The following is a 26,268-nucleotide window of genomic DNA, read 5'->3' as shown; positions in this document are numbered from 1 at the left end:
CGTCATAATAACGGCCTCCTCTGTACCCTACATACGGCGGCGGCGTCATGAACCTCAACTTTAGAGGCAAGCCTATGAACAGCTCTACCAATGCAACGAAACGCTGGTGGTACATCATGCCTATCGTGTTTATCACGTATAGCCTGGCGTATCTCGACCGCGCAAACTTTAGCTTTGCTTCGGCAGCGGGCATTACGGAAGATTTAGGCATTACCAAAGGCATCTCGTCGCTCCTTGGCGCCCTTTTCTTCCTCGGCTATTTCTTCTTCCAGATCCCGGGGGCGATTTATGCTGAACGCCGTAGTGTACGTAAGTTGATTTTCATCTGCCTGATCCTGTGGGGCGCCTGCGCCTCGCTGACCGGGATGGTGCACAATATCCCCGCGCTGGCGGCGATCCGTTTTATTCTCGGCGTCGTTGAAGCGGCCGTTATGCCAGCAATGCTGATTTACATCAGTAACTGGTTTACCAAATCAGAACGTTCACGCGCCAACACCTTCTTAATCCTCGGTAACCCGGTCACGGTACTGTGGATGTCGGTGGTCTCCGGCTACCTGATTCAGTCCTTCGGCTGGCGTGAAATGTTTATTATTGAAGGCGTGCCGGCCGTCCTCTGGGCTTTCTGCTGGTGGGTGCTGGTCAAAGATAAACCGTCGCAGGTGAACTGGCTGTCGGAAAACGAAAAAGCCGCGCTGCAGGCGCAGCTGGAGAGCGAGCAGCAGGGTATTAAAGCCGTGCGTAACTACGGCGAAGCCTTCCGCTCACGCAACGTCATTCTGCTGTGCATGCAATATTTTGCCTGGAGCATCGGCGTGTACGGTTTTGTTCTGTGGCTGCCGTCCATTATCCGCAGCGGCGGCGTCAATATGGGGATGGTGGAAGTCGGCTGGCTCTCTTCGGTGCCTTATCTGGCCGCGACTATTGCGATGATCGTCGTCTCCTGGGCTTCCGATAAAATGCAGAACCGTAAACTGTTCGTCTGGCCGCTGCTGCTGATTGGCGGACTGGCTTTTATTGGCTCCTGGGCCGTCGGCGCTAACCATTTCTGGGCCTCTTATACCCTGCTGGTGATTGCCGGTGCGGCAATGTATGCCCCTTACGGCCCGTTCTTCGCCATTATTCCGGAAATGCTGCCGCGTAACGTCGCCGGCGGCGCAATGGCGCTCATCAACAGCATGGGGGCATTAGGGTCATTCTTTGGTTCGTGGTTCGTGGGCTACCTGAACGGCACCACCGGCAGCCCGTCAGCCTCATACATTTTCATGGGAGTGGCGCTTTTCGCCTCGGTATGGCTTACTTTAATTGTTAAGCCTGCTAACAATCAAAAGCTCCCCATCGGCGCTCGTCACGCCTGACTTTTACAACTTACGGAGATCCGCATGAAGCCGTCCGTTATTCTCTATAAAACGCTTCCCGACGACCTGCAGCAACGTCTGGAAAAACACTTTACCGTCACTCAGGTGAAAAACCTGAGCCCTGACACCGTCCAGCAGCACGCGGAAGCCTTTGCCCAGGCGGAAGGTCTGCTGGGGTCGAGCGAAAAAGTTGATGCCGCGTTACTGGAGAAAATGCCCAGGCTTCGTGCGACCTCCACGATTTCCGTCGGCTATGACAACTTCGATGTAGAGGCGCTGAATGCACGCAAAGTGCTGCTGATGCATACGCCGACCGTGCTGACTGAAACCGTAGCCGATACGGTGATGGCGCTGGTGCTCAGCACATCCCGTCGGGTGGTGGAGGTCGCCAACCGGGTGAAAGCCGGGGAGTGGACGAAAAGCATCGGCCCGGACTGGTTCGGCAGCGATGTGCACCATAAAACGCTGGGGATCGTGGGCATGGGCCGTATCGGGATGGCCCTGGCGCAGCGCGCGCACGCCGGTTTTGGCATGCCGATTCTGTATAACGCCCGCAGCCGTCACCCGCAGGCGGAAGAGCGCTTTAACGCGCGTTACTGCGATCTGGATACGCTGCTGCAGGAAGCCGACTTTGTCTGTCTGATCCTGCCGCTGACCGCCGAGACTCATCACCTGTTCAACGCGGAAAAATTCGCGAAAATGAAGCCCTCCGCCATCTTTATTAATGCGGGCCGCGGCCCGGTTGTCGACGAAAAGGCGCTGATCTCGGCCTTGCAAAAGGGCCAAATCCACGCGGCCGGTCTGGACGTTTTCGAGCAGGAGCCACTGGCGAAAGAGTCGCCGCTGCTCACGCTACCTAACGTCGTCGCGCTGCCGCATATCGGTTCGGCCACTCATGAGACCCGCTACAATATGGCGGCGTGTGCGGTCGATAATTTGATTGATGCGCTGAATGGTCAGGTCGAGAAGAACTGCGTCAATCCGCAGGTGAAGTGAAGGTAAGCTGAAGTCACCCGGGTCGAGGTCAATACCTGACCCGGGTTGACGAACCGGTTAACGCGTTGCGTTAACTGCCGCCGTCCACGCCTGGTTGAAAGCCTGATGCTGGGCAGCCAGCGGGCCAATCAGAGCGTTATACTGGCTGGCCTGCTGCGAGGTCGGGAACTGAATCCCGTTTGCCACGAAGCTCACCTGAGTATTTTGCTGAGCGATAAAATCACCCACCTGCACCAGCTGCTGAGTAAAGACCTGCGCGGCAGGAATCAGCGGCTGCAGCGCGTTTGCCGGTGCGGTCACGACTTTGTTGTAAACCTGGTCAAAGACCGGTTTCAGATCGTCACTCTGCTTCAGCGCGCTATGTGCGCCATCGGCCTGCATTTTCGCATTTTCCAGCTGCTGGCTCAGCACGCCCAGCGCGCCGTTTGCCTGGCGCAGCGGTTCACGCTGAGTCACATAATCCTGCGGAACGCGAATCGCATTCACGCTGTCTACGACCGGACGCAGACCCGCATCCATCGCCTGACTTACCTGCTGTGAGTAGCCGTAAATCACCGCGTAATCGGAAACAAAAGGACCGAACTGTTTTTTCTGATCGGCTGTCAGCGTCGGCAGACGTTCGCCGCTACGCATTGCCGTATTTTGCAGGAAGTCGATAAACGCTTTGCGCTGATCGCCTTCTTTATCAAAACACCCACTCAGGCTAACCACCATTAATAAGGCCGCAATAGCCGCAAACCAGCGAGAGCAGGACTTTCCTGTCGCCATTTTTTTACTCCTTTCAGCCAAAAAAAGCGCACACAGACACACACGTGCCAGACGCTGACAAGGATAGTCCAGGTCGGCCTTGCAGGATACTCTTTCCTGACAATCTTACGCAGGAAAAGTACCGTTCGCGGCGTTTGACGGGTGAACGCGGGCGTCTGTTAAGCCCATCACAATTAACGCCATAACTCGCCCGAGAAAAATGACCAGCAACAAATTGATTTCATTATAAATAAAATCATTATTGCGGACCTAACCCGTGAAAGCGAACGATAATCGCACGCTTCCTGGGCCGACTGCGTTGCCTGAAGCCAGGTTCAGTGATTTGATAAATGAGCGATTAACGGCGATACGTTCGATTATCGCACACATCACATTAACGACAGCGAGGGAGGCGATAATCGCCCGGCTCCGTCCCCCGCTCTGGCTGCCAGGAATGCTGTATGCATAAAACAACCATCGATATTCAGGCTTTTATCAACGAACATCCGTTTACGAAGTACCAGTGGATGATTCTGGCCCTGTGTTTTATCACCGTCGCGATGGACGGGTTTGATACCGCCATCATCGGTTTTATTGCCTCTGACCTCGTGCAGGAATGGGGCGTGGAAAAATCCGCGTTAGGCCCGGTGATGAGCGCTGCGCTCGTCGGTCTGGCGGTGGGCGCGCTGACCGCAGGCCCCTTGGCCGACCGCATTGGCCGAAAAAAAGTGCTGCTTATGTCGATTGTGGTTTTCGGTAGCTTTAGTCTGTTAACTGCCTTCGCCACCAGCCTGAATCAACTGACGCTGTTGCGCTTTCTGACCGGCCTCGGGCTGGGTGCCGCCATGCCAAACGCGGCAACGCTGATGAGCGAGTATGCGCCGGAACGCCGTCGCGCGTTGCTGGTCAATCTGATGTTCGTCGGGTTCCCGATGGGATCTTCGCTGGGTGGATTCCTCTCGGCCTGGATGATTCCGCATTACGGCTGGCAAAGCGTGCTGATACTGGGCGGCGTGATGCCTCTGCTGCTTGCCGTCGCGCTGGTGTTCTTACTGCCGGAATCGGCGCGCTATCTGGTGGTCAAGCGCCAGCCATCGCAGCGCATTGCCGCCATTCTGCGCCGTATTGCCCCGCTGCCTGACCAGGTTGAATTCGAGCTGCGCGAAGCCGGCCAGGTGAAAGACAAATCGGCCCTTGCGGTTATTTTCTCCCCCCGTTATCTCGTCGGTACCCTGATGCTGTGCATGACCTACTTTTTGGGGCTGCTGATTTTCTATTTATTGACCAGCTGGCTTCCGCTGCTGATTCGCGAAACCGGCGCGTCAATGAGCCAGGCTTCGATTATCACCGCGCTGTTCCCGCTGGGCGGCGGCATCGGGGTGCTGATCCTCGGCGCCCTGATGGACAAGATTAACCCCAATAAAGTGGTCGCCGTAGGCTGGCTGCTGACCGGCGTTTTCGTCTTTCTGGTCGGCTTCTCAACCAACAGTCTGGTGCTAATGGGCGTGATGGTCTTTATTGCCGGCAGCATTATGAACGGCGCGCAATCATCAATGCCGGCCCTGGCCGCCGGATTTTATCCCACCCAGGGCCGGGCGACCGGCGTCGCCTGGATGCTGGGCATCGGCCGGTTTGGCGGGATCCTTGGTGCCTTCAGCGGCGCCTTCCTGATGCAGGCGCAGCTCTCCTTCGTGACCATCTTTACCTTGCTGTCGATTCCGGCGTTTTTATCCGCCATCGCGCTGCTGGTGAAATATAAGACCAGCAAGAGCCAGCCGATATCTGCGCAGGCGAAAGCCGACAATATGCAAAAAGCCTGACCCTCAGGCCAGCGGGCAACCGCTGGCCTTGCAGATTTCGTCTCTGTTTACAAAAATTTTCTCTTGCGACACGTCTGATGATTAATCATCACCTTATCTGCCGTTTTCATCCCCGAATACCCGTTCAGACGATAGGCTGTCTGCACATAATCACCCCCGTGACTATTTTTTGCGTTTTTTCTGACTATTCTTAATAGGCTTCACTAAATATCTCTTTTGCTGTGTGACAGAAGGAGTTCTCAATGGAATATAAAGATCCCGTGTTTGAACTGCTTAGCAGCCTGGAACAAATTGTTTTTAAAGATATTTCGCAAACGATCGCCCAGCCTCGTAAGCAGACCGCATGTAGCGAGTTTGAACAGCTTCGCAAAGGCACTGGCCTGAAAATTGATGATTTTGCCAATGCCATGGGCGTCAGCGTGGCGATGGTACAAGAGTGGGAGTCAAGACGGGTGAAGCCCTCACCCACGGAACTCAAATTAATGCGCCTGATTCAGGCAAACCCGCAGCTTTCAAGGCAGCTTATTGACTAAAGTTCTATAATAAGAATCAGGTCTGGTTACGGTCCTTATATCGGGACCGTTTTTATTTCTGTGAAAAAAGGTTTGCTATCGCACCGCAAAAATGAGTTAATGCTCGCAGGTTTGATGTACAGACCACAGAGCATTAGTATAGAGTAGTCCTTGAGCGGTTATCATAGATACCCCGGTAGTGAACTTTCCCTTTATAGCTTCAAATCTGTAGTCCAGACCGTATCGCCGAAAGGTTCATTTATTATTTAAAGGTATTTCGCTATGTCCGGTAAAATGACTGGTATCGTAAAATGGTTCAACGCTGACAAAGGCTTCGGCTTCATCACTCCTGATGACGGTTCTAAAGATGTATTCGTACACTTCTCCGCTATCATGAACGATGGCTACAAATCTCTGGATGAAGGTCAGAAAGTTTCCTTCACCATCGAAAGCGGCGCTAAAGGCCCGGCAGCTGGTAACGTAACCAGCCTGTAAGCTTAAATTAAGCTCAGAATTTAAGATCCCTGCCTCGCGGCGGGGATTTTTTTTATCTGCTAATAAAAAACCGCCGCTCATCAGAGGGCGGTTTTTTGTCTTTAAAGCGCTGAGAAATGCCAGCCATCCTCCTGCCACGCCAGAGAGTGGGTCAGCCGCAGGCCGCGCAGAAAATCCTCATCATGAGAGACGACAATCATCGCGCCAGGAAAGGTGGCTAAAGCCGACTCAATAGCCCGAACGGAAGCCAAATCAAGATGGTTTGTCGGCTCATCCAGCAGCAGAAGCTGCGCCGCTTCACGCCGCCACAGCACGCAGGCCAGCGCGGCTTTGAGCCGTTCGCCGCCGCTTAAAGCCGACAGCGGCAGATTAATTTTATCCGCGCCCAGCTGCAGCCGGGCAAGGCGGCTGCGTAATACACCCGCCTCCAGCGGTGTGTCATCAAGATTAAGGTGCGCCATTACCGACAGCGACAGGTCCAGCTGCGTGAGATGCTGATCCAGCCAGGCCGCCTGCACCGACACCCGGCACTCGCCGGATAGCGGTGATTCCAGACCGACCAACGTTTTCAGCAGCGTGGTTTTCCCGCAGCCATTGGGGCCACGTAACGCCACGCGCAGCGGCCCGTCAAGACGCCAGTCGAGTGGTGGCATGGCAGAGAATGCCAGCTGCAAAGCTTCCAGGACCAACACCTGTTTGCCAGCGGCAACCTGGCTTCCCGGCAGAGTGAACATCACCGCGGCGTCCTCCTCCACCCGCTCACGGGCCTGGACAACCGCGGCATTCAGCGCGCTATTTTGCTCCCGGTGCTGGCGATGCAGTGTGCCAGGCCGCTCCTTCGCCGCCCCTTTATATTTTACCCGTTCAAAAGAGGCGATATTCAGCGTATCCACCACGCGCAGCGTCTGAGCAGAACGCCTCTGGCTGGCATCGTGTTCTTTTTGCATCCGCGCGCGCGTGCGACGACGCTCGGTGGCGGCATGGTCTAGCGCCGCGCGCGCCGCCTGCTGCTCCGCATCGCGCTGCAGTTGATAATCGGCATAGTTACCGCCGTAGCTTCGCAACGCACCGGGCGTCAGTTCGAGTATGCGCGACATGCGGGCCAACAGCGCACGATCGTGACTGGCTATCAACGCCCCGCCAGGCCAGCATTCAAGCTGGTGATACAGCCAGTCGCGCCCCTGCCTGTCCAGGTGATTGGTTGGCTCATCCAGCAGCAGGTAATCGGCCGCGGAGAGAAAGGCGCCGCACAGCAGAGCTTTCACCCGCTCCCCGCCGCTCAATGATGATGCGGGTCGGTCAGGATCGAAATCCGCTAAACCGGCCTGGCGGAAACCTGCACTCAGGCGATCCGGGAGATCCCAGAAACCTTCGAGGCAATCGACATCGTCAGCCAGGGCCTCACCGCGCCCGAGGCGCTGCAAGGCAGCAAAGTGTGGTCCGTAGCCCAGCAGTGCGGCCAGCGTGGTCTGCGGGGTTATCGTGTGCTGCTGAGCAACACAGGCCAGAGAAACAGGCCGTTCAATATGTCCGCCAGAAGGCGTATCGATACCGGCCAGCAGGCGCAGAAGGCGGGTTTTCCCGACGCCATTACGCCCGACCAGGCCACAGAGGGAATTTTCCAGCGAGACATTCAACGGGCCAAAAAGCGTTTCTCCCGTCGCAAACTGACAGGTGACCTGATGCAAAATAAAAGAGGGGGATTGGGCACAATGGGCCATAAGCACTCCTGAATGAAATTCATACTTCCCCTACAGACGCAGTGCGCCAGCAAGGACCGAATTCAGCAGGTGTGTTTATCCATTTTCAGTGTGCTCTCTGTGAGACGAGGGGTTCGTCGGGGCACAGGATAGCCATACTCGCCCCTTCATTTCAAGATGAATTTTTCAGCAAACGCGTTCGGGCTGAGCGGTTCTCCCGCAGCAGGAACGTCAAACGGCCTCGAAATAACCCCGTTTTACACGCTTACTTTTCATTCTATTTTTTTGAATGAGATGCGCAAATTGTTCCAATTTTAATCGATCGATAATCGTTCTATTATTTATCACATCAGAGCAACAACGCTCTATATCAAACAAAATCATTTAAGGAATACGACCATGAAATCCATCAAAACTTTCGTTGCAGTTTCTGCTCTTTCTCTGATGTCTTTCGGTGCTTTCGCACAGAGCGTCAGCTCCACCGCCTCCACGCTGGATCGCGCTGAAGCAAAAATTGCCGCCCAGGCCGCAGAACAAGGTGCCTCTTATAAAATTACCAGCGCCCAGTTCAATAACCGCGTGCACATGACCGCAGAACTGACCAAATAACGCAATCTGCTCTGCCGGGCCGCCGAAGGTTAACCAGACAGGCGACAACGACAGCACGATGAAAAGGAAGATAAAATGAAAAATCTCAGCGCGATCGCTGCCCTGTTTCTGGCCGCTTCATTGTCATCCGGTGCCATCGCCGCAGAGCATCGCCCCGCGCAGCCGGAAGCCGGGTCCAACATGGATACCTCAGTGCATCAGAACCGTATTAACGTCAGCCACGCTTTTGATAAAGAGAGTCTGACCGCGGGGAATTTGCAGTAAATCTGGCCGCCGAAAGGCGTCCGGGTGGGCGAGAGAGTCGCTTACCGGCATAAAAAAACCTGCCCCAGGGCAGGTTTTTTGTTATGCAAAACAGGCGATTATTGCAGCAGGGAAATATCCGCCACCTGCAGGAACAGGTCACGCAGTTTCGACAGCAGCGTCAGACGGTTGATACGGACCTCTTTGTCTTCCGCATTGACCATCACGTTTTCGAAGAACTCATCTACCGGTTCACGCAGGGAAGCCAGTTCGATCAGCGCTTCCTGATAACGGCCTTCGGCGAAGAACGGCTGCAGTTTGTCGCGCAGTACCACCAGATGGGTCGCCAGCTTGATCTCTGCGGCTTCTTTCAGCACGGAAGCGTGGACGGCGTCGTTCAGCGTCTCTTCGGATTTCGCAAGGATGTTGGACACACGCTTGTTGGCTGCTGCCAGCGCGGCCGCTTCTTCCAGCGTACGGAAGTGAGACACCGCTTTCATGCGCGCGTCGAAATCAGCCGGACGAGTCGGACGACGTGCCAGTACCGCCTGGATGGTGTCGACCGTGTAGCCTTCATCCTGGTACCAGGCGCGGAAACGACCCAGCATGAAGTCAATGACGTCATCGACTACGTTGGCGTTCGTCAGCTTATCACCGTACAGACGCGCCGCTTCTTCGGTCAGCGTTTGCAGGTCCAGGTTCAGGTTCTTCTCAACGATGATACGCAGCACGCCGAGCGCGGCACGACGCAGCGCAAACGGGTCTTTATCGCCCTTCGGATGCTGGCCGATGCCGAAGATGCCCGCGAGGGTATCCATTTTATCGGCGATCGCCACGGCGCAGGCGACAGGGTTAGACGGCAGGTCATCACCGGCAAAGCGCGGCTGATACTGCTCGTTCAGCGCCACCGCCACATCTTCGGCTTCACCATCGTGACGCGCGTAGTGCATGCCCATGATGCCCTGGGTGTCGGTAAACTCGAACACCATGTTGGTCATCAGGTCACACTTGGAGAGCAGGCCCGCACGCGTGGCGTGGTTCACGTCTGCGCCAATTTGGCCCGCAATCCAGCCCGCCAGGGCCTGAATGCGGTCAGTCTTGTCGCGCAGCGTACCCAGCTGCTGTTGGAACAGCACGGTTTGCAGACGCGGCAGATGATCTTCCAGACGCTTTTTACGGTCGGTGTTGAAGAAGAACTCGGCATCCGCCAGACGCGGACGAACCACTTTTTCGTTCCCGGAGATAATCTGCAGCGGATCTTTCGACTCGATGTTGGTGACGAAAATAAAGTTCGGCAGCAGTTTGCCGTCATTGCCATAAACCGGGAAGTACTTCTGGTCGCCTTTCATGGTGTAAACCAGCGCTTCTGCCGGTACCGCGAGGAATTTCTCTTCGAATTTCGCGGTCAGCACCACCGGCCATTCCACCAGAGAGGCCACTTCTTCCAGCAGGCTTTCGCTCAGATCGGCGTTGCCGCCAATTTTGCGCGCCGCTTCTTCGGCATCGGCTTTAATTTTGGCTTTACGCTGCTCGTAGTCAGCAATGACTTTGCCGCGCTCAACCAGAATTTGCGGGTATTGATCGGCATTGTCGATGGTGAATTCCGGTTCGCCCATAAAGCGATGGCCGCGAATCACGCGATTGGAGGCAATGCCCAGAATGGTTGCCGGAACGACTTTGTCGCCCAGCAGCAGGGTCACGGTGTGAACCGGACGCACGAACTGCACGTCGGACGCGCCCCAGCGCATCAGTTTCGGGATCGGCAGTTTTGCCAGCGACGTCGCCACCATGTTCGGCAGCAGCGCTTCCGCGCTTTCGCCCTTCACATGCGCACGATACAGCAGCCATTCACCTTTGTCGGTGACCATGCGCTCGGCCTGGTCAACGGTGATACCGCAGCCACGCGCCCAGCCTTCGGCCGCTTTGCTCGGTTTGCCTTCCGCGTCGAACGCAGCAGAAACCGCCGGGCCGCGTTTTTCGACTTCGCGATCGGGCTGAGCCGCCGCCAGGCCAGCGACTTTCAGCGCCAGACGGCGAGGAGCAGCGAACCACTCGACGTTGCCGTGAGCGAGGCCAGCGTTATCCAGCTCCGCGGTAAAGTTCGCAGCAAAAGATTCCGCCAGGCTGCGCAGGGCTTTTGGTGGCAGCTCTTCGGTGCCGATTTCCACCAGGAAAGTTTTTTCAGACATGGCCGCCTCTTATTTATTCTTGTTGCACATCGGGAAGCCCAGGGCTTCACGGGAAGCGTAATAGGCTTCTGCCACGGCTTTGGTCAGGGTGCGAATGCGCAGAATATAGCGCTGACGCTCGGTGACGGAGATGGCTTTACGCGCGTCCAGCAGGTTGAAGCTGTGGGCGGCTTTCAGAATGCGCTCGTAGGCAGGCAGCGGCAGCGGGTTTTCCAGCGCCAGCAGCTGCTGCGCTTCTTTCTCATACTGCTCGAAGCAGGAGAACAGGAAGTCGACGTCTGCGTATTCAAAGTTGTAGGTGGACTGCTCCACTTCGTTCTGATGGAACACGTCGCCGTAGGTGGTTTTACCCAGCGGACCGTCGCTCCAGACCAGGTCGTAAACGCTGTCAACGCCCTGAATGTACATCGCCAGACGTTCCAGACCGTAGGTGATCTCGCCGGTCACCGGCTTACACTCCAGGCCACCGACCTGCTGGAAGTAGGTGAACTGCGTCACTTCCATCCCGTTCAGCCACACTTCCCAGCCGAGACCCCAGGCACCCAGCGTCGGGTTTTCCCAGTTGTCTTCCACGAAGCGGATGTCGTGAATGGTCGGATCCATACCCAGCTCTTTCAAAGACCCGAGGTACAGCTCCTGAATGTTGTCCGGCGAGGGCTTAATGACCACCTGGAACTGATAGTAGTGCTGTAAGCGGTTCGGGTTTTCGCCGTAGCGGCCGTCGGTCGGGCGACGGGAAGGCTGCACATAGGCAGTCGCCATCGGCTCTGGCCCCAGCGCACGCAGACAGGTCATTGGATGAGAGGTGCCGGCGCCAACTTCCATGTCCAGTGGTTGAACAATGGTGCAGCCCTGACGAGCCCAGTAATCCTGTAAGGTCAGGATCAGGCCCTGGAAGGTCCTGGTATCAAACTTTTGCATATTATTTCGTGCTGGATACGTGTGGATTTAAAGGAAGGGATCAGTATACCCGCTGGCTGCGAGATATACAGTACGAAACGGCGCTGTTTAAATAAAATTGCGGAAATTAACGCCATCACGCGGCATCAGGGGCCGATTTAGCGCATAGAAAGATGTAAAAACTGCCCGTCTGGATCGAAAGAACAGATAAAGTGCTCATTCTGCGATGTCAGCCCCGATAGCTCGTAGCTCCCCTGGAACTGCTCGAAGCGGCTAACGTCGACCATACGGGGCCCCGTGCTGTAGCGTTTTGCCGCCTGATCCTTGCAAAGTTGCTCCATGTTCAGGGTAATTTGCGGCGTAATCCGCGCACGTTGCGCTTTCTGCACCGGCTGAGGCGGCTGTTGGCTGCAGCCCGCCAGCAGGAGCAATAACAGTCCAGAAAAGAAATATTTCATCACTATTTTCCTCAACCGCCTTGTTAGCAAATTGTTATCGTGCAGGTTACGTGAAATTACCGGGGCATTGTGCGAATCTCTCCGCATCTCTACAAGAGCGTCGCGGCAAACTCGGAATTTTCCATTGCGACGTGGCCGGCCTGGAGGAGTCAGACCCTCTTTAAGAAGGAGCAACTGAGGTACCGATGCAGGAAAAAATAAACTGGATAACAAGTTTGCGCGGCATCGCATGCCTGATGGTGGTGATGATTCACAGCACAACCTGGTATATCACTCACCCTCATGCCATCAGCTTGCTGAACTGGGATATCGCCAACCTGCTTAATTCGGCTTCCCGCGTCAGCGTTCCGCTGTTTTTCATGATCTCCGGCTATCTGTTTTTCGGTGAGCGCAGCGCCCAACCGCGACATTTTCTGCGGATCGTACTGTGCGTGGTGTTTTACAGCGCCCTGTCCCTGCTCTACATCACGCTGTTCACCCATATCAACGTGGTGCTGTCGCTGAAGCATTTGCTGCAAAAGCCGGTGTTCTACCATCTGTGGTTTTTCTTCGCGATTATCGTCATTTACCTGCTCTCACCGTTGCTGCAGGTTAAGCAGGTCAGCGGCAAGATGCTGCTGATTCTGATGCTGGTAATTGGTCTTCTGGCAAACCCCAACATGGTGTCGGTTAAGGCTGGCGGCATCGAATGGCTACCGCTCAATCTCTATATCAACGGCGATACGTTTTACTATGTTCTGTATGGCGTGCTGGGGCGGGCGATCGGCATGATAGATACCGATAAAAAGTGGCTCACGCTGCTGTGCGCCGCGCTTTTCGCTACCGCGGTGTGGGTCATTTCCCGCGGGACACTGCATGAGCTGAAGTGGCGCGGCGACTTCGGCGATACCTGGTACTTGTATTGCGGGCCGGCGGTTTTTGTCTGCGCGATAACCCTGCTCACGCTGGTGAAGAATACCCTTAACACACGTCCGCTTCCTGCCCTGGCGCTGATTGCACGCCATTCGCTGGGGATCTACGGATTTCATGCCCTGATTATTCATGCGTTACGCGCCAGCGGGCTGGAGCTGACGCGCTGGCCGCTGCTGGATATCTTCTGGATTTTCGGCGCAGCGTTGGGGGGCAGCCTGCTGCTGTCGATGCTGGTACAGCGCCTGGATAGTCGACGCCTGGTCAGCTAGCGCGGCGTAAACGTTAACCCGCCCCATCCGGGGCGGACGTTTATGACGACATCAGAGGCAGCAGCTGCTGATAAATCTGCCGGAACGTTTCGCGGCGCGGCGCATAACGAGCAACACGCCCGGCATCCGGTCGATGAGCCTGTTCCAGCGGCAGCTGCGGCAGCAGATCTGAAAAAGCCGCCTCTTTGTGCTGCGCCAGCTGCGCTAACCGGGCGGCCCCAAGCGCAGGTCCAACGTCGCCGCCGGTACGGTAATCCAGCTGCTGGCCGCTGATATCAGCCAGCATCTGCCGCCACCAGGCGCTGCGGGCGCCGCCGCCAATCAGAGTGATGCTCTGCGGGGTCACGCCGCAGGCATGCACCACATCCATCCCATCGGCTAATGCGTAACCCACCCCTTCCAGTACCGCACGCGCCAGTTCTGCCGGGCCGTGCTGATGCGTCAGGCCAAAAAACACGCCTTTAGCATGAGGGTTGTTATGCGGCGTGCGCTCGCCGGAAAGATAGGGCAAAAACCAGATGGGATCGGCATTTTCACTCGCCGATTCCGCCGCCGCCAGCAGCGCAGGCACCGTACCGAGACCGGTCAGTTTTGCCGCCCAGTCGAGGCAGGAAGCGGCGCTCAACATCACCGACATCAAATGCCAGCGTCCCGGCAGGGCGTGGCAAAAGCTGTGTACGGCGCTTTCAGGTTTGCTGAGAAAACCATTGCTGACGGCAAAATAGACCCCGGAGGTTCCCAGGGACAACATCGCCTGTCCGGCATCCGCCATGCCGACGCCTACCGCACCGGCAGCATTATCGCCGCCGCCAGCGACCACCAGCGCCTGTGGCATATTCCACGCCTGGGCGATAGCGGGGCGCAGTGTTCCCGTCACTTCACAGCCTTCAAATAACGCCGGCATATTATCGCGGCTCAGGCCGCAGGCGGCGAGCAGCTCATCGCTCCAGTCGCGTTTGGCCACATCCAGCCACATCGTCCCGGCGGCGTCCGACATATCGCTGGCAAACTCACCGGTCATGCGCAGGCGGAGATAATCTTTCGGCAACAGCACCTTATCGACCTGGCGGAAGATATCGGGTTCATGGTGCTGCACCCAAAGTAATTTTGGCGCCGTAAACCCCGGCATCATCAGGTTACCGGCAATTTGCCGCGAGCGGCTTACCGCTTTTTCCAGCTGGACACACTCGTCGCCGCTGCGGCCGTCATTCCACAAAATAGCCGGGCGCAGCACCCGCTGATGTTTATCCAGCAGCGTTGCACCGTGCATCTGCCCGGCGATCCCTACCGCTTTTACATCGCGCAGAGCGTGCTGTTCACCCAACGCTTTCATTGCGCGGTCCGTCGCCTGCCACCAGTGCTCCGGGTCTTGCTCGGACCATAGCGGGTGTGGGCGCGATACGGTGAGGGGCGCAGTGTGCGAAGCCAGCACCTCACCTTGCTCATTGAGCAAAATGGCCTTGACGCCCGAGGTGCCCAAATCAATCCCGATGTACATACGGTCTCTCCTTAACAGTGCGCCACGGCTAACCGTGGCGCAAGAAAGCGTGCTCTCACTCATACCCGGCAACGCCGGGTATCCTTATTACTTATCAAAGAGATAATGGTTAACCAGGTTTTCCAGCTGCTCCTGATGGCCGCTCTGATGCTGGGGAGCCAGATTATGCTGCGCCGCGTACTGCGCAATCTCCGTCAGCGTCATCTGCCCTTTCAGGATTTGCTGACCCAGGTCGCCATTCCAGCCGGCATAGCGTTTCGCGACCCGCTTATCCAGCTCGCCCTCTTCGATCATACGGGCCGCCACTTTCAGCGACAGCGCCATCGTATCCATCGCCCCAATATGACCATAGAACAGATCGTATTTATCGGTGCTCTGACGACGAACTTTGGCATCAAAATTCAGGCCGCCGGTGGTAAAGCCACCGGCTTTAAGAATTTCATACATCACCAGGGCATTCTCTTCCACGCTGTTCGGGAACTGATCGGTATCCCAGCCCAGCTGCGGATCGCCGCGGTTGGCATCCACGGAGCCGAACAGACCCAGCGCAATAGCGGTCGCAATCTCATGGTGGAAGGAATGTCCGGCCAGGGTCGCATGGTTCGCTTCGATATTCAGTTTGATCTCTTTTTCGAGGCCAAACTGCTTGAGGAAACCGTAGACGGTAGAGGCATCATAATCGTACTGATGTTTGGTCGGTTCCTGCGGTTTTGGCTCAATCAGCAGCGTGCCCTGGAAGCCGATTTTATGTTTGTGTTCCACCACCAGCTGCATAAAGCGACCAATTTGCTCGCGCTCCTGGCGCAGATCGGTATTGAGCAGGGTTTCGTAGCCTTCGCGGCCGCCCCACAGAACATAGTTTTCCCCGCCCAGTTTGTGTGTGGCATTCATGGCGGTCACCACCTGAGTCGCCGCCCAGCTGAAAACCTCTGGATCCGGGTTGGTTGCCGCTCCAGCGCCGTAACGCGGGTTGGTAAAGCAGTTTGCCGTCCCCCACAGCAGCTTCACGCCGCTCTGTTCTTGCTTCGCCGCCAGGACATCGACCATCCGGGCAAAATTGTCCAGATACTCCTTCAACGACGCCCCTTCCGGAGAGACATCCACATCATGGAAGCAGTAGTACGGCACATTAAGCTTATGGAAAAACTCAAAGGCGACGTCGGCTTTACGTTTCGCCATTTCCAGCGCCTCGCCCGGCTGCTGCCACGGACGATTGAAGGAGCCCACGCCAAACATATCTGCCCCGTTCCAGCAGAAGGTATGCCAGTAGCAGGCGGCAAACCGCAGATGCTCTTCCATGCGCTTGCCCAGCACCATCTCGTCCGGGTTATAGTGACGGAACGCGAGCGGGTTGGTGGTTTTTGGGCCTTCATAACGAACGCGATCGAGTTGATCGAAATAGGTTTGCATAATGAACTCCATATTCAGGGAATGCGGCGGGTAACAAGTCATAAGCCAATATAGAATTCATGTTTTACTTTCCTCAATTACGTTATTTCACACCGCGATTGAGAGAATCCACAAACGTGCGCCAGATCGCACAACTGAATATTATCAACGCCCTCTCCACCATCCTTTCAATGACATATCAACGATATAGCTGTTTTATTTATTTTTAAAAACCAGATCGCGGTCATAAATCAGAAAACAAACTAAATTTCGTAATCCCAAAATAAGCACAGATAATTGCCAGTCCTCCGTTCACTGTTAAGAATCTACTACGTATCAGGCCGTTTCTTTACCCCGTTCGTCTTATCCTGCACTTTACAAAAAAGGCTGATTATTATGAAGATAAAGAACCTTTGCCTCACGCTCTGTGCTTCGCTCCTGCTGACCAGTATGGCGGGGATTGCGAAAGAAGTTAAGATTGGTATGGCCATTGACGATCTCCGCCTTGAGCGCTGGCAGAAAGACCGCGATATATTTGTCAACAAAGCCGAATCATTAGGCGCGAAAGTATTTGTTCAGTCCGCCAATGGTAATGAAGAAACACAAATGTCGCAAATTGAAAATATGATAAACCGCGGCGTTGATGTTCTGGTTATTATTCCCTACAACGGTCAGGTCTTAAGCAATGTGATTAAAGAAGCGAAACAGGAAGGTATTAAAGTTCTGGCCTACGACCGTATGATAAACAACGCAGATATTGATTTCTATATTTCCTTTGATAATGAAAAAGTGGGCGAAATGCAGGCCCAAAGCCTGGTGGATAAAACCCCTCAGGGAAATTACTTTCTGATGGGTGGTTCTCCGGTGGATAATAACGCCAAGCTGTTCCGTGCCGGACAAATGAAAGTCCTCAAGCCTTATATTGACGAAGGTAAAATTAAGATCGTTGGCGACCAGTGGGTTGACGGCTGGCTGCCGGAAAATGCATTAAAAATTATGGAGAACGCCCTCACCGCTAACAATAACAAAATCGATGCGGTTGTCGCTTCCAACGATGCTACCGCCGGCGGCGCGATTCAGGCATTAAGCGCGCAGGGTCTGGCGGGGAAAGTCGCCATTTCCGGCCAGGATGCCGACCTTGCTGGCGTGAAGCGCATTATTTCCGGCACGCAGACCATGACCGTCTATAAACCGATTACCACCCTTGCCACCACCGCCGCTGAAATTGCTGTCGAGCTCGGCAATGATAAAGCGCCGCATGCTGATACCTCGTTGAATAACGGACTTAAAGATGTCCCGTCCCGCCTGCTCACCCCGATCGAAGTGAATAAAGACAATATTGAACAGACGGTCATCAAAGACGGTTTCCACAAAAAGAGCGAATTATAATTCCTGACGCCCCTCGCCGGGGCGTCATTCTCGTCCAGCCGGATATCGCTTATGCGGAGCATCTATGTCCTGGTTACTAGAAATGAAAAATATCACCAAAACCTTCGGGACCGTGAAGGCGGTAGACAATATCAGCCTGCGGCTTAACGCCGGAGAAGTTGTCTCACTTTGCGGCGAAAACGGTTCTGGTAAATCCACGCTCATGAAAGTCCTTTGCGGAATTTATCCGCACGGCAGCTATGACGGTGAAATTATTTTCGCCGGTGAAACGCTTAAGCCCAATCATATTCGCGACACCGAACGCAAAGGTATCGCCATTATTCACCAGGAGCTCGCGCTGGTTAAGCACCTGAGCGTTCTGGAGAATATTTTTCTTGGCGCGGAAATCTCCCGCTATGGTCTCCTTGATTATGAAACCATGACCCTGCGCTGTCAGAAGCTGCTGGCGCAGGTGAATTTAACGATTTCACCCGATACCCGCGTCGGCGATCTCGGGCTGGGGCAGCAACAGCTGGTTGAAATTGCCAAAGCGCTCAATAAGCAGGTGCGTTTATTAATACTTGATGAACCCACCGCCTCATTAACCGAGCAGGAAACGGCCATTCTGCTGGATATCATTCGCGATCTGCAGGCCCACGGCATCGCCTGTATTTATATTTCCCACAAGTTGAATGAGGTGAAAGCCATCTCAGACACCATCTGCGTCATTCGCGACGGCCAGCATATCGGCACCCGCGACGCCAGCGGCATGAATGAAGATGATGTGATAACCATGATGGTTGGCCGCGAACTCACCGCCCTCTACCCGAACGAGCCGCACGACTGCGGCGACGAAATTCTACGCGTCGAGCATTTGACCGCCTGGCATCCGGTCAACCGGCACATTAAGCGGGTCAACGATATCTCTTTTTCACTGCGTCGCGGTGAAATCCTCGGCATTGCCGGACTGGTCGGCGCCGGGCGTACCGAGGCCGTACAGTGCCTGTTTGGCGTCTGGCCGGGACGCTGGGAAGGGAAAGTGTTTATTGACGGTCAACCGGTGGCTATCCACCACTGCCAGCAGGCTATCGCCCACGGTATTGCCATGGTCCCTGAGGACCGCAAGAAAGACGGGATCGTGCCGGTGATGGCGGTAGGTAAGAACATCACTCTGGCGGCGTTAAGTCAGTTTACCGGCCCGCTGAGCAGCCTGGATGACGCCGGGGAGCAGCACTGTATCCAGCAATCTATCCAGCGGCTGAAAATCAAAACGTCATCGCCAGAGCTGGCCATTGGCCGCCTGAGCGGCGGCAATCAACAGAAAGCGATTCTGGCCCGCTGCCTGTTGCTGAATCCGCGCATCCTGATTCTCGATGAACCCACTCGCGGCATCGATATCGGTGCGAAATACGAAATCTACAAATTGATTAATCAGCTGGTGCAGCAGGGGATCGCCGTCATCGTCATCTCATCAGAGCTGCCGGAAGTTCTCGGGTTAAGCGATCGGGTGCTGGTCATGCATGAAGGCAAGCTGAAAGCCAATTTAGTCAATCATCATCTGACCCAGGAGCAGGTGATGGAAGCCGCGTTGAGGAGCGAACACCATGTCGAAAAACACGTCGTCTGAGATAAAAATCATCCCGCCCGCCCCTGCCGGTCTGTCTGGATTCAAAGGGCTGAACCTTCAGGTTTTTGTGATGATCGCCGCGATTGTGGTGATTATGCTGTTCTTCACCTGGGCCACCGAAGGCGCCTATTTAAGCGCGCGAAACATTTCTAACCTGCTGCGGCAGACGGCGATCACCGGCATCCTGGCGGTCGGGATGGTGTTCGTCATTATTTCCGCCGAAATCGATCTTTCCGTGGGCTCGATGATGGGGTTGCTCGGCGGCGCGGCGGCAATTTTTGACGTCTGGCTCGGCTGGCCGCTGCCGCTGACCATTGCGGTCACCCTGGTGATGGGGCTGGTACTCGGCGCCTGGAACGGCTGGTGGGTCGCCTACCGTAAAGTCCCGTCGTTTATCGTCACCCTCGCCGGAATGCTGGCGTTCCGCGGTATTCTGATCGGGATAACCAACGGCACCACCGTCTCCCCCACCAGCCCGGCCATGTCGCAAATTGGACAAAGCTATCTGCCTGACGGCCTGGGTTTCGGCATCGGCGTCATTGGTATGGCGGCCTTTATTGTCTGGCAATGGCGCGGTCGCCTGCGTCGTCAATCCCTGGGATTAACCACATCAGCGCCAACCTCGACGGTGGCACGCCAGAGCATTACCGCGGTTATCGTGCTCGGCGCCATCTGGCTATTAAACGATTATCGCGGCGTCCCGACGCCGGTTCTCATCCTGGCAGCTCTGCTGCTGGCGGGGATGTTTATGGCCACCCGAACGGCCTTTGGCCGGCGAATTTATGCCATTGGCGGTAACCTGGAAGCGGCACGCCTGTCGGGGATTAGCGTTGAACGAACCAAGCTGGCCGTTTTCGCCATCAATGGTCTGATGGTGGCCATCGCCGGTCTGATCCTCAGTTCGCGTCTCGGTGCCGGTTCGCCTTCAGCCGGTAACATCGCCGAGCTGGATGCTATCGCCGCCTGCGTTATCGGCGGCACCAGCCTCGCCGGCGGGGTAGGCAGCGTCGCCGGCGCCGTCATGGGGGCATTTATCATGTCGGCGCTGGATAATGGTATGAGCATGATGGACGTCGCCACCTTCTGGCAGTACATCGTCAAAGGTGCCATTTTACTGCTGGCGGTATGGATGGATTCGGCGACAAAGCGCAGAACGTAAGCCCGCTTAATGGAAGAATGCCCGAATTCTATGCGCTACCACCAGATTTACGCATAAGACGCTTGTCATGATTCGGGCATTGGCCGGTATTGTATGGCCAGAAAGAGAGACCAGGAAAAGAGACTATGTTTGCAAAGCGCCACCGTATTACGCTGCTATTCAATGCCAACAAAGCCTACGACCGACAGGTGGTCGAGGGGGTAGGAGAATATTTACAGGCATCGCAACAGGAATGGGATATCTTCATCGAAGAGGATTTTCGGGCGCGTATCGAGAATATCAGGGAGTGGCTGGGCGACGGCGTGATTGCTGATTATGACGACCCGGAAATCGAAAGACTGCTGGCCGACGTCGAGGTCCCGATTGTCGGCGTCGGCGGCTCCTACCATCGCCCCGAATGCTATCCCCCGGTGCACTATATTGCGACGGATAACGCCGCGCTGGTCGAAAGCGCCTTCCTGCATCTGAAAGAAAAGGGCGTCCAGCGCTTCGCCTTTTACGGGCTGCCCACTTCCAGCGGAAAACGCTGGGCTGTCGAGCGCGAACACGCGTTTTGCCAGCTGGTCGCGAAGGAGAAATATCGCGGCGTGGTTTACCAGGGGCTGGAGACCGCGCCGGAAAACTGGCAACACGCGCAGAACCGTCTCGCGGACTGGCTGCAAACGCTCCCCCCGCAAACCGGAATCATCGCCGTGACCGATGCCCGCGCTCGCCACGTGCTTCAGGCCTGCGAGCTGCTGCATATTCCGGTGCCGGAAAAGCTGTGCGTCATCGGTATTGATAATGAAGAGCTGACCCGCTACCTGTCGCGCGTGGCGCTCTCCTCCGTCGCGCAGGGAACCCGGCAGATGGGTTACCAGGCGGCCAAGCTGCTGCATCGACTGCTGGATAAAGAGCCGCTGCCGCTGCAGCGCCGGCTGGTGCCACCGATGCGCGTCGTTGAACGGCGCTCTACGGACTATCGTTCGCTCACCGACCCGTCGGTGATTCAGGCGATGCACTACATCCGCAATAACGCCTGCAAGGGTATCAAGGTCGAGCAGGTGCTGGATGCCGTCGGCATCTCCCGCTCTAACCTCGAGAAGCGCTTCAAGGAGGAGGTCGGCGACACCATTCACTCCATCATTCACAGAGAGAAACTCGAAAAGGCCCGCAGTCTGCTGGTCTCCACCACGCTATCGATTAATGAAATTTCGCAAATGTGCGGCTATCCGTCGCTGCAATATTTCTATTCGGTATTTAAGAAAGAGTACGACGTGACGCCGAAGGAGTACCGGGATCGGCACAGTGAAGTGATGATGTAGGGCCGGTGAGATGAAAAGAAAATGCCCGGGGCTTACGCTCCGGGCATTCGCTATTACATATGGGCAGCGATCAGCCGCTGGTTGTCCTGATACATCGCGAAGAGATAGTTGTTGTAGCTCGACCCTTTCGTCGAATAGCCCTTCAGCTTATGAATCATGGTGCTGGCCGTCACTTCCTGATCCGTTTTACGCAGCTGCGCACGGGATTTACGGAAGGACTTGTATGCCGGATGCGTGTTCAGGTTCGTCACATAAGCCTGTACAGACTGCTCCACGGAATCAAACTGGGAGTAGCCTTTCATCGCACCGCGGCAGTTTCCGCCGCCGCATTTCATACCAAACAGATTGTTGTTCATCCGCGCCAGTTTGGACGTCCCCCAGCCGCTTTCCGCCGCCGCCATGGTCGCCACCATACTGTTCGGAATGATGTCAACGCGTTCCATCAGCGTGTTCCAGGGAATATGGCGCGTATTACCAGACCATTTCACCTTATAGCGTGCCGTAATATCCTTCAGACGCGTACGCTCTGTCGGTGACCAGCGCGAGTCGTATTGCTTGGCAACAAGCCAGTTACGATCGGCGGTAATCACCTGATTCTGTTTAGTAATATAAGGCATTACTGTCCGGAGAAACGCTTTTTTCCTTGGGGTTCCGGAAGGGTATTTTCGCAAATCAGGAAGTGAACTACTCTTTACACTATTGCGAGAATACTCTTGTTTACTGCTTACCTTAACTTGACTACTTTTCTTTACTTGTGAGGCTTTATGACTCGTTGTTGCTGTGTGGGTTGTTGCCAACACACTACCTGAAAATATGCAGGTAAGTAACATGAGTATCGCAGCCCCATATCGTCGCATGGGAATCGATATCATTAGGTCTCCTGGTCGGATTTAATCATTCCAACACCTTGTTTTACGCAAAAAAACGTTAATTGAGTCGCGAATAGTATCAAAAATACCCAGTGAGAGCACTAACAGAAATAGTCCAATTCCTAAAAGCTGTCATCTGAAATCGGTTTCCGCGCCGTCATCAGGGGGCAAAAATGCTAGCGCCGTCTCATTTTTTGCCTGTTTTTTGACCGCTGTCACTCACCCCTTTTTGTCATCCCTGCAAAAGCGCAGATGGGATGAGTTCATTACCCGCTTTGCCGGGCAAACTGAACAAAAAACCGCTCACAGGACTCCAGAATGAAACTCGCTGCGCTAGCGTCGCTCTTGTTGCCAGGAATGGCCTTCGCCGCCTGGACCACCGCCGATTTTCCGGCCTTTACCGAAGAGGGCACCGGCAGGTTTATCAGTCAAAACGAGGTGGCGAAGGGTACACGTCCGCTACAAATTAATTTTGACCAACAGTGCTGGCAGCCCGTCGGCGCCATCAAACTCAACCAGATGCTCTCCATGGAACCCTGCCGCGGCACCCCTGCACAGTGGCGGGTCTTCCGCGAAGGTCGCTACACGCTTGAAGTCGATACTCGCTCCGGTACGCCGACGCTGATGCTTTCTCTGGAGGAAAAAGAGGCGGCGACAGCTTCCGCGCCGCAGCTGCGTCAGTGTCCAAAATGGGATGGTAAGCCGCTGACGCTGGATGTCAGCAAGACCTTTGCCGAGGGCAGCAAAGTCCGTGATTTCTACAGCGGCAATGTCGCCACGGTCAGCGCCGGGAAAATTACGCTGCAGCCGGCCCCCAACAGCAATGGTTTATTGCTGCTTGAAAGTGCGGAAACCACCGCCGACGCGCCTTTCAACTGGCATAACGCCACCGTCTATTTCGTGCTGACCGACCGTTTCGTCAACGGTAACCCGGCCAACGACAACAGCTATGGACGCCACAAAGACGGTATGCAGGAAATCGGCACCTTCCACGGCGGCGACCTGCAAGGGCTGACCAGCAAACTCGACTACCTGAAAGCGTTGGGCGTTAACGCACTGTGGATAAGCTCGCCGCTGGAACAAATTCACGGCTGGGTCGGCGGCGGAACCAAGGGCGATTTCCCGCATTACGCCTACCACGGCTACTACGCCCAGGACTGGACAAAGCTGGATGCCAATATGGGTACTGAGGAGGATTTGCGTCGCCTTGTCGATGAGGCGCACAAGCGCGGTATTCACATCCTGTTCGATGTGGTGATGAACCACACCGGCTACGCCACCCTCGCCGATATGCAGACGTTCAAATTCGGCTCGCTGTATCTGCAGGGCGACGAACTGAAAAAAACGCTCGGGGAACACTGGACCAACTGGAAACCCGGCCCGGGACAGACCTGGCACAGCTTCAACGACTACATCAACTTCAGCGATAAAGCCGGCTGGGAAAAATGGTGGGGGAAAAAATGGATTCGTACCGATATCGGCGACTACGACAACCCAGGCTTTGACGATCTGACCATGTCCCTGGCTTTTCTGCCGGATCTGAAAACCGAATCAACCGCCCCTTCCGGGCTGCCGAATTTCTATCAACAAAAGCCTGATACGGCGGCAAAAGTGATTCCAGGCTATACGCCGCGCGATTATCTGACCCACTGGTTGAGTCAGTGGGTACGTGATTACGGCATTGACGGCTTCCGCGTCGATACCGCCAAACACGTCGAGCAGGCTGCCTGGCAGCAGTTGAAAACCCAGGCCACTGCGGCGCTGGCGGAATGGAAAAAGGCCAATCCGGATAAAGCGCTGGATAACGCGCCTTTCTGGATGACCGGTGAAGCCTGGGGTCATGGGGTAATGCAGAGCGATTACTACCGCCACGGTTTTGATGCGATGATTAACTTCGACTACCAGGATCAGGCGGCGAAAGCGTCAGGCTGTCTCTCCAGTATTGACCTGACCTGGCAGCAGATGGCGGATAAACTGCAGACGTTTAACGTTCTGAGCTACCTCTCCTCCCACGACACGCGCCTGTTCCGCGAAGGCGGCAGCACTGCGGCAGAACTGCTGCTGCTCGCACCAGGCGCGGTACAGCTCTTCTATGGCGATGAGTCCGCGCGGCCATTCGGGCCTACCGGCTCAGATCCGTTGCAGGGGACACGTTCGGATATGAACTGGCAGGACGTCGAGGGTAAAGCCGCGCTCAGCGTCACCCACTGGCAGAAACTCGGCCAGTTCCGCGCCCGCCACCCGGCAATCGGGATGGGTAAACAAACCACGCTCTCTATGCCGCAAGGTTACGGTTTCGTCCGTGAAAACGCCGATGACAAAGTCATGGTGGTATGGGCAGGCCAACGATAGCCCCGCTTCTGATGGCTCCCCGATCTCTTTGGGGAGCCTTTGCAGAATAAAAAACTAATCCCCATCGATAATCCAGCATAAAAATGAAATCTTCGACTTTCCTGCCGATTTGCACCGCGTCGAGGCTGGCGTTATGGTTATCCACTTTCCAGGAAGACCGATAGATTATCCGCAATGACATTTTCACTTTTCGGCGACAAATTCACCCGTCATTCAGGCATCACCCGCTTGATGGAAGACCTCAATGACGGCCTGCGCACGCCGGGCGCAATCATGCTGGGCGGCGGTAATCCCGCGCAGATCCCGGAAATGAACGAATACTTCCAGAACCTGCTGGCTGACATGCTCGCCAACGGCAAAGCCCTTGATGCGCTTTGTAATTACGACGGTCCGCAGGGAAAAAGCGAGCTGCTGACCGTGCTGGCGCAGATGCTGCGTGAAGAGCTGGGCTGGGAGATCGAACCACAGAATATTGCGCTAACAAATGGCAGTCAGAGTGCATTTTTCTACTTATTTAACCTCTTTGCCGGGCGCCGTGCGGATGGCACTACCCGCAAAGTCCTGTTCCCGCTGACGCCGGAATATATCGGCTACGCCGACTCGGGCCTCGAAGAGGATCTGTTTGTCGCCACCCGCCCGAATATCGAGCTGCTGCCAGAAGGCCAGTTTAAATACCACGTCGATTTCGAGCATCTGCAGGTCACCGAAGAGACGGGGATGATTTGTGTCTCTCGCCCGACCAACCCGACCGGTAACGTGATTACCGACGAAGAGCTGATCAAACTGGATGCGCTGGCCCACCAACATGGCGTCCCGCTGGTGATTGATAACGCGTATGGCGTGCCTTTCCCAGGAATTATTTTCAGCGACGCCAGGCCGCTCTGGAACCCGAATATTGTGCTGTGTATGAGCCTGTCCAAGCTGGGCCTGCCGGGCAGCCGCTGCGGGATCATCATAGCCAATGAGAAAATCATTACCGCCATCAGCAACATGAACGGGATTATCAGCCTTGCGCCGGGCGGAATGGGGCCGGCGATGATGTGCGAAATGATCAAACGTCATGACCTGCTGCGCCTGTCGGAAACGGTCATCAAGCCGTTCTACTATCAGCGCGTACAGGAAACTATCGCCATTATCCGTCGCTATCTGCCGGAAGATCGCTGCCTGATTCATAAACCTGAAGGGGCGATTTTCCTCTGGCTGTGGTTTAAAGATCTGCCGATCTCCACCGAACTGCTGTACCAGCGGCTGAAAAAACGCGGTGTATTGATGGTTCCGGGCGACTACTTCTTCCCGGGGCTGGATAAACCCTGGCCGCATACGCATCAGTGCATGCGTATGAACTACGTGCCGGATCCGCAAAAAATCGAAGCGGGCGTGCAAATCCTCGCCGAAGAGATTGAGCGGGCCTGGAGTGAACAGGGCGCCGCGTAACCGGCTCATCGCCATCGGCCAACCCGTAGCCCGGACAGGCGCGCCAGCGCCGCTTCCGGGGAA

General features: G+C 55.5%; 22 protein-coding genes. 14 read left to right on the top strand and 8 right to left on the bottom strand.

Going from position 1 to position 26,268, the window contains the following annotated elements; genetic code table 11:
* Window positions 1–74: 74 nt before the first annotated feature.
* Both DSD31_RS01080 and ghrB read left to right on the top strand, forming a co-directional pair.
* The gene (locus DSD31_RS01080; protein ID WP_004868788.1) at window positions 75–1,355 is read left to right on the top strand and encodes an MFS transporter; all 1,281 of its coding nucleotides are present in this window, start codon (window positions 75–77) and stop codon (window positions 1,353–1,355) included.
* A 24-nt stretch (window positions 1,356–1,379) separates the two neighbouring features.
* Window positions 1,380–2,351, top strand: coding sequence for a glyoxylate/hydroxypyruvate reductase GhrB (ghrB, locus tag DSD31_RS01075; RefSeq protein ID WP_004868790.1), 972 nt, complete (start codon window positions 1,380–1,382; stop codon window positions 2,349–2,351).
* Window positions 2,352–2,408: 57 nt separating this feature from the next.
* Here the strand turns inward: ghrB and DSD31_RS01070 are convergent, their stop codons facing one another.
* Window positions 2,409–3,119, bottom strand: coding sequence for a DUF3053 domain-containing protein (locus tag DSD31_RS01070; protein WP_004868792.1), 711 nt, complete (start codon window positions 3,117–3,119; stop codon window positions 2,409–2,411).
* Window positions 3,120–3,559: 440 nt separating this feature from the next.
* On the opposite strand from DSD31_RS01070, the gene DSD31_RS01060 reads away from it, so the two are divergent.
* From DSD31_RS01060 to cspE, 3 genes are all read left to right on the top strand, one after another.
* Entirely contained in the window at window positions 3,560–4,918 is a 1,359-nt protein-coding gene (locus DSD31_RS01060) for an MFS transporter (RefSeq protein ID WP_004868795.1), read from the top strand.
* Window positions 4,919–5,160: 242 nt separating this feature from the next.
* Complete coding sequence (locus tag DSD31_RS01055) at window positions 5,161–5,451, top strand: HTH-type transcriptional regulator (protein ID WP_004868797.1); 291 nt, start codon at window positions 5,161–5,163, stop codon at window positions 5,449–5,451.
* Between the two features lie 261 nt (window positions 5,452–5,712).
* A complete protein-coding gene (gene cspE / locus DSD31_RS01050) occupies window positions 5,713–5,925 on the top strand; it encodes a transcription antiterminator/RNA stability regulator CspE (protein WP_004868803.1) in 213 nt (70 codons plus the stop codon).
* 101 nt (window positions 5,926–6,026) lie between these two features.
* Here the strand turns inward: cspE and DSD31_RS01045 are convergent, their stop codons facing one another.
* The gene (locus DSD31_RS01045; protein WP_044350514.1) at window positions 6,027–7,646 is read right to left on the bottom strand and encodes an ABC-F family ATP-binding cassette domain-containing protein; all 1,620 of its coding nucleotides are present in this window, start codon (window positions 7,644–7,646) and stop codon (window positions 6,027–6,029) included.
* Between the two features lie 378 nt (window positions 7,647–8,024).
* On the opposite strand from DSD31_RS01045, the gene DSD31_RS01040 reads away from it, so the two are divergent.
* Both DSD31_RS01040 and DSD31_RS01035 read left to right on the top strand, forming a co-directional pair.
* A complete protein-coding gene (locus DSD31_RS01040) occupies window positions 8,025–8,234 on the top strand; it encodes a YdgH/BhsA/McbA-like domain containing protein (protein WP_004868808.1) in 210 nt (69 codons plus the stop codon).
* 75 nt (window positions 8,235–8,309) lie between these two features.
* Window positions 8,310–8,498, top strand: coding sequence for a hypothetical protein (locus tag DSD31_RS01035; protein ID WP_004868809.1), 189 nt, complete (start codon window positions 8,310–8,312; stop codon window positions 8,496–8,498).
* Window positions 8,499–8,596: 98 nt separating this feature from the next.
* Here DSD31_RS01035 and glyS read toward each other — a convergent pair whose 3' ends face one another.
* The 3 genes from glyS to DSD31_RS01020 all read right to left on the bottom strand — a co-directional run bounded on the left by glyS (window position 8,597) and on the right by DSD31_RS01020 (window position 12,024).
* Window positions 8,597–10,666: a glycine--tRNA ligase subunit beta gene (gene glyS, locus DSD31_RS01030; RefSeq protein WP_048022828.1), complete on the bottom strand. Its 2,070-nt coding sequence runs from the start codon at window positions 10,664–10,666 to the stop codon at window positions 8,597–8,599.
* Between the two features lie 9 nt (window positions 10,667–10,675).
* Window positions 10,676–11,587, bottom strand: a complete 912-nt coding sequence (glyQ, locus tag DSD31_RS01025; RefSeq protein WP_004126458.1) for a glycine--tRNA ligase subunit alpha — start codon at window positions 11,585–11,587, stop codon at window positions 10,676–10,678.
* A gap of 137 nt (window positions 11,588–11,724) precedes the next feature.
* Window positions 11,725–12,024 (bottom strand): YsaB family lipoprotein, encoded by a 300-nt coding sequence (locus tag DSD31_RS01020; protein ID WP_004868812.1) that lies wholly within the window; start codon window positions 12,022–12,024, stop codon window positions 11,725–11,727.
* Between the two features lie 185 nt (window positions 12,025–12,209).
* Between DSD31_RS01020 and DSD31_RS01015 the strand changes: the two genes are divergently transcribed.
* Window positions 12,210–13,205, top strand: a complete 996-nt coding sequence (locus DSD31_RS01015) for an acyltransferase (RefSeq protein ID WP_015585539.1) — start codon at window positions 12,210–12,212, stop codon at window positions 13,203–13,205.
* Between the two features lie 40 nt (window positions 13,206–13,245).
* Here DSD31_RS01015 and xylB read toward each other — a convergent pair whose 3' ends face one another.
* Window positions 13,246–14,703, bottom strand: a complete 1,458-nt coding sequence (xylB, locus tag DSD31_RS01010; protein WP_004868816.1) for a xylulokinase — start codon at window positions 14,701–14,703, stop codon at window positions 13,246–13,248.
* 87 nt (window positions 14,704–14,790) lie between these two features.
* Window positions 14,791–16,113 carry a xylose isomerase gene (xylA, locus tag DSD31_RS01005; protein ID WP_004868817.1) on the bottom strand — a complete coding sequence of 441 codons (1,323 nt, stop codon included), beginning with the start codon at window positions 16,111–16,113 and terminating at the stop codon, window positions 14,791–14,793.
* A gap of 375 nt (window positions 16,114–16,488) precedes the next feature.
* On the opposite strand from xylA, the gene xylF reads away from it, so the two are divergent.
* From xylF to xylR, 4 genes are all read left to right on the top strand, one after another.
* Window positions 16,489–17,481: a D-xylose ABC transporter substrate-binding protein gene (gene xylF / locus DSD31_RS00995; RefSeq protein WP_004868818.1), complete on the top strand. Its 993-nt coding sequence runs from the start codon at window positions 16,489–16,491 to the stop codon at window positions 17,479–17,481.
* A 64-nt stretch (window positions 17,482–17,545) separates the two neighbouring features.
* Window positions 17,546–19,087 carry a xylose ABC transporter ATP-binding protein gene (locus DSD31_RS00990; RefSeq protein ID WP_064356585.1) on the top strand — a complete coding sequence of 514 codons (1,542 nt, stop codon included), beginning with the start codon at window positions 17,546–17,548 and terminating at the stop codon, window positions 19,085–19,087.
* On the top strand, window positions 19,065–20,246 hold the full coding sequence (xylH, locus tag DSD31_RS00985) for a xylose ABC transporter permease XylH (RefSeq protein WP_004868822.1): 1,182 nt from the start codon (window positions 19,065–19,067) through the stop codon (window positions 20,244–20,246). Before DSD31_RS00990 ends, xylH begins: the two co-directional genes overlap by 23 nt.
* A 125-nt stretch (window positions 20,247–20,371) precedes the next feature.
* Window positions 20,372–21,550, top strand: coding sequence for a D-xylose utilization transcriptional activator XylR (gene xylR, locus DSD31_RS00980; RefSeq protein WP_004868824.1), 1,179 nt, complete (start codon window positions 20,372–20,374; stop codon window positions 21,548–21,550).
* A gap of 53 nt (window positions 21,551–21,603) precedes the next feature.
* Here the strand turns inward: xylR and DSD31_RS00975 are convergent, their stop codons facing one another.
* The gene (locus tag DSD31_RS00975) at window positions 21,604–22,422 is read right to left on the bottom strand and encodes a protein bax (RefSeq protein ID WP_075808156.1); all 819 of its coding nucleotides are present in this window, start codon (window positions 22,420–22,422) and stop codon (window positions 21,604–21,606) included.
* Window positions 22,423–22,737: 315 nt separating this feature from the next.
* On the opposite strand from DSD31_RS00975, the gene DSD31_RS00965 reads away from it, so the two are divergent.
* Window positions 22,738–24,771, top strand: coding sequence for an alpha-amylase (locus DSD31_RS00965; protein ID WP_113990785.1), 2,034 nt, complete (start codon window positions 22,738–22,740; stop codon window positions 24,769–24,771).
* A 174-nt stretch (window positions 24,772–24,945) separates the two neighbouring features.
* On the top strand, window positions 24,946–26,205 hold the full coding sequence (gene avtA / locus DSD31_RS00960) for a valine--pyruvate transaminase (protein WP_004868832.1): 1,260 nt from the start codon (window positions 24,946–24,948) through the stop codon (window positions 26,203–26,205).
* Window positions 26,206–26,268: the final 63 nt, after the last annotated feature.

This window comes from Klebsiella sp. X13 (assembly GCF_003323835.1).
In the GTDB taxonomy this organism is placed as follows: domain Bacteria; phylum Pseudomonadota; class Gammaproteobacteria; order Enterobacterales; family Enterobacteriaceae; genus Klebsiella; species Klebsiella ornithinolytica.
This window is presented reverse-complemented; position numbering and strand designations above follow the sequence as displayed.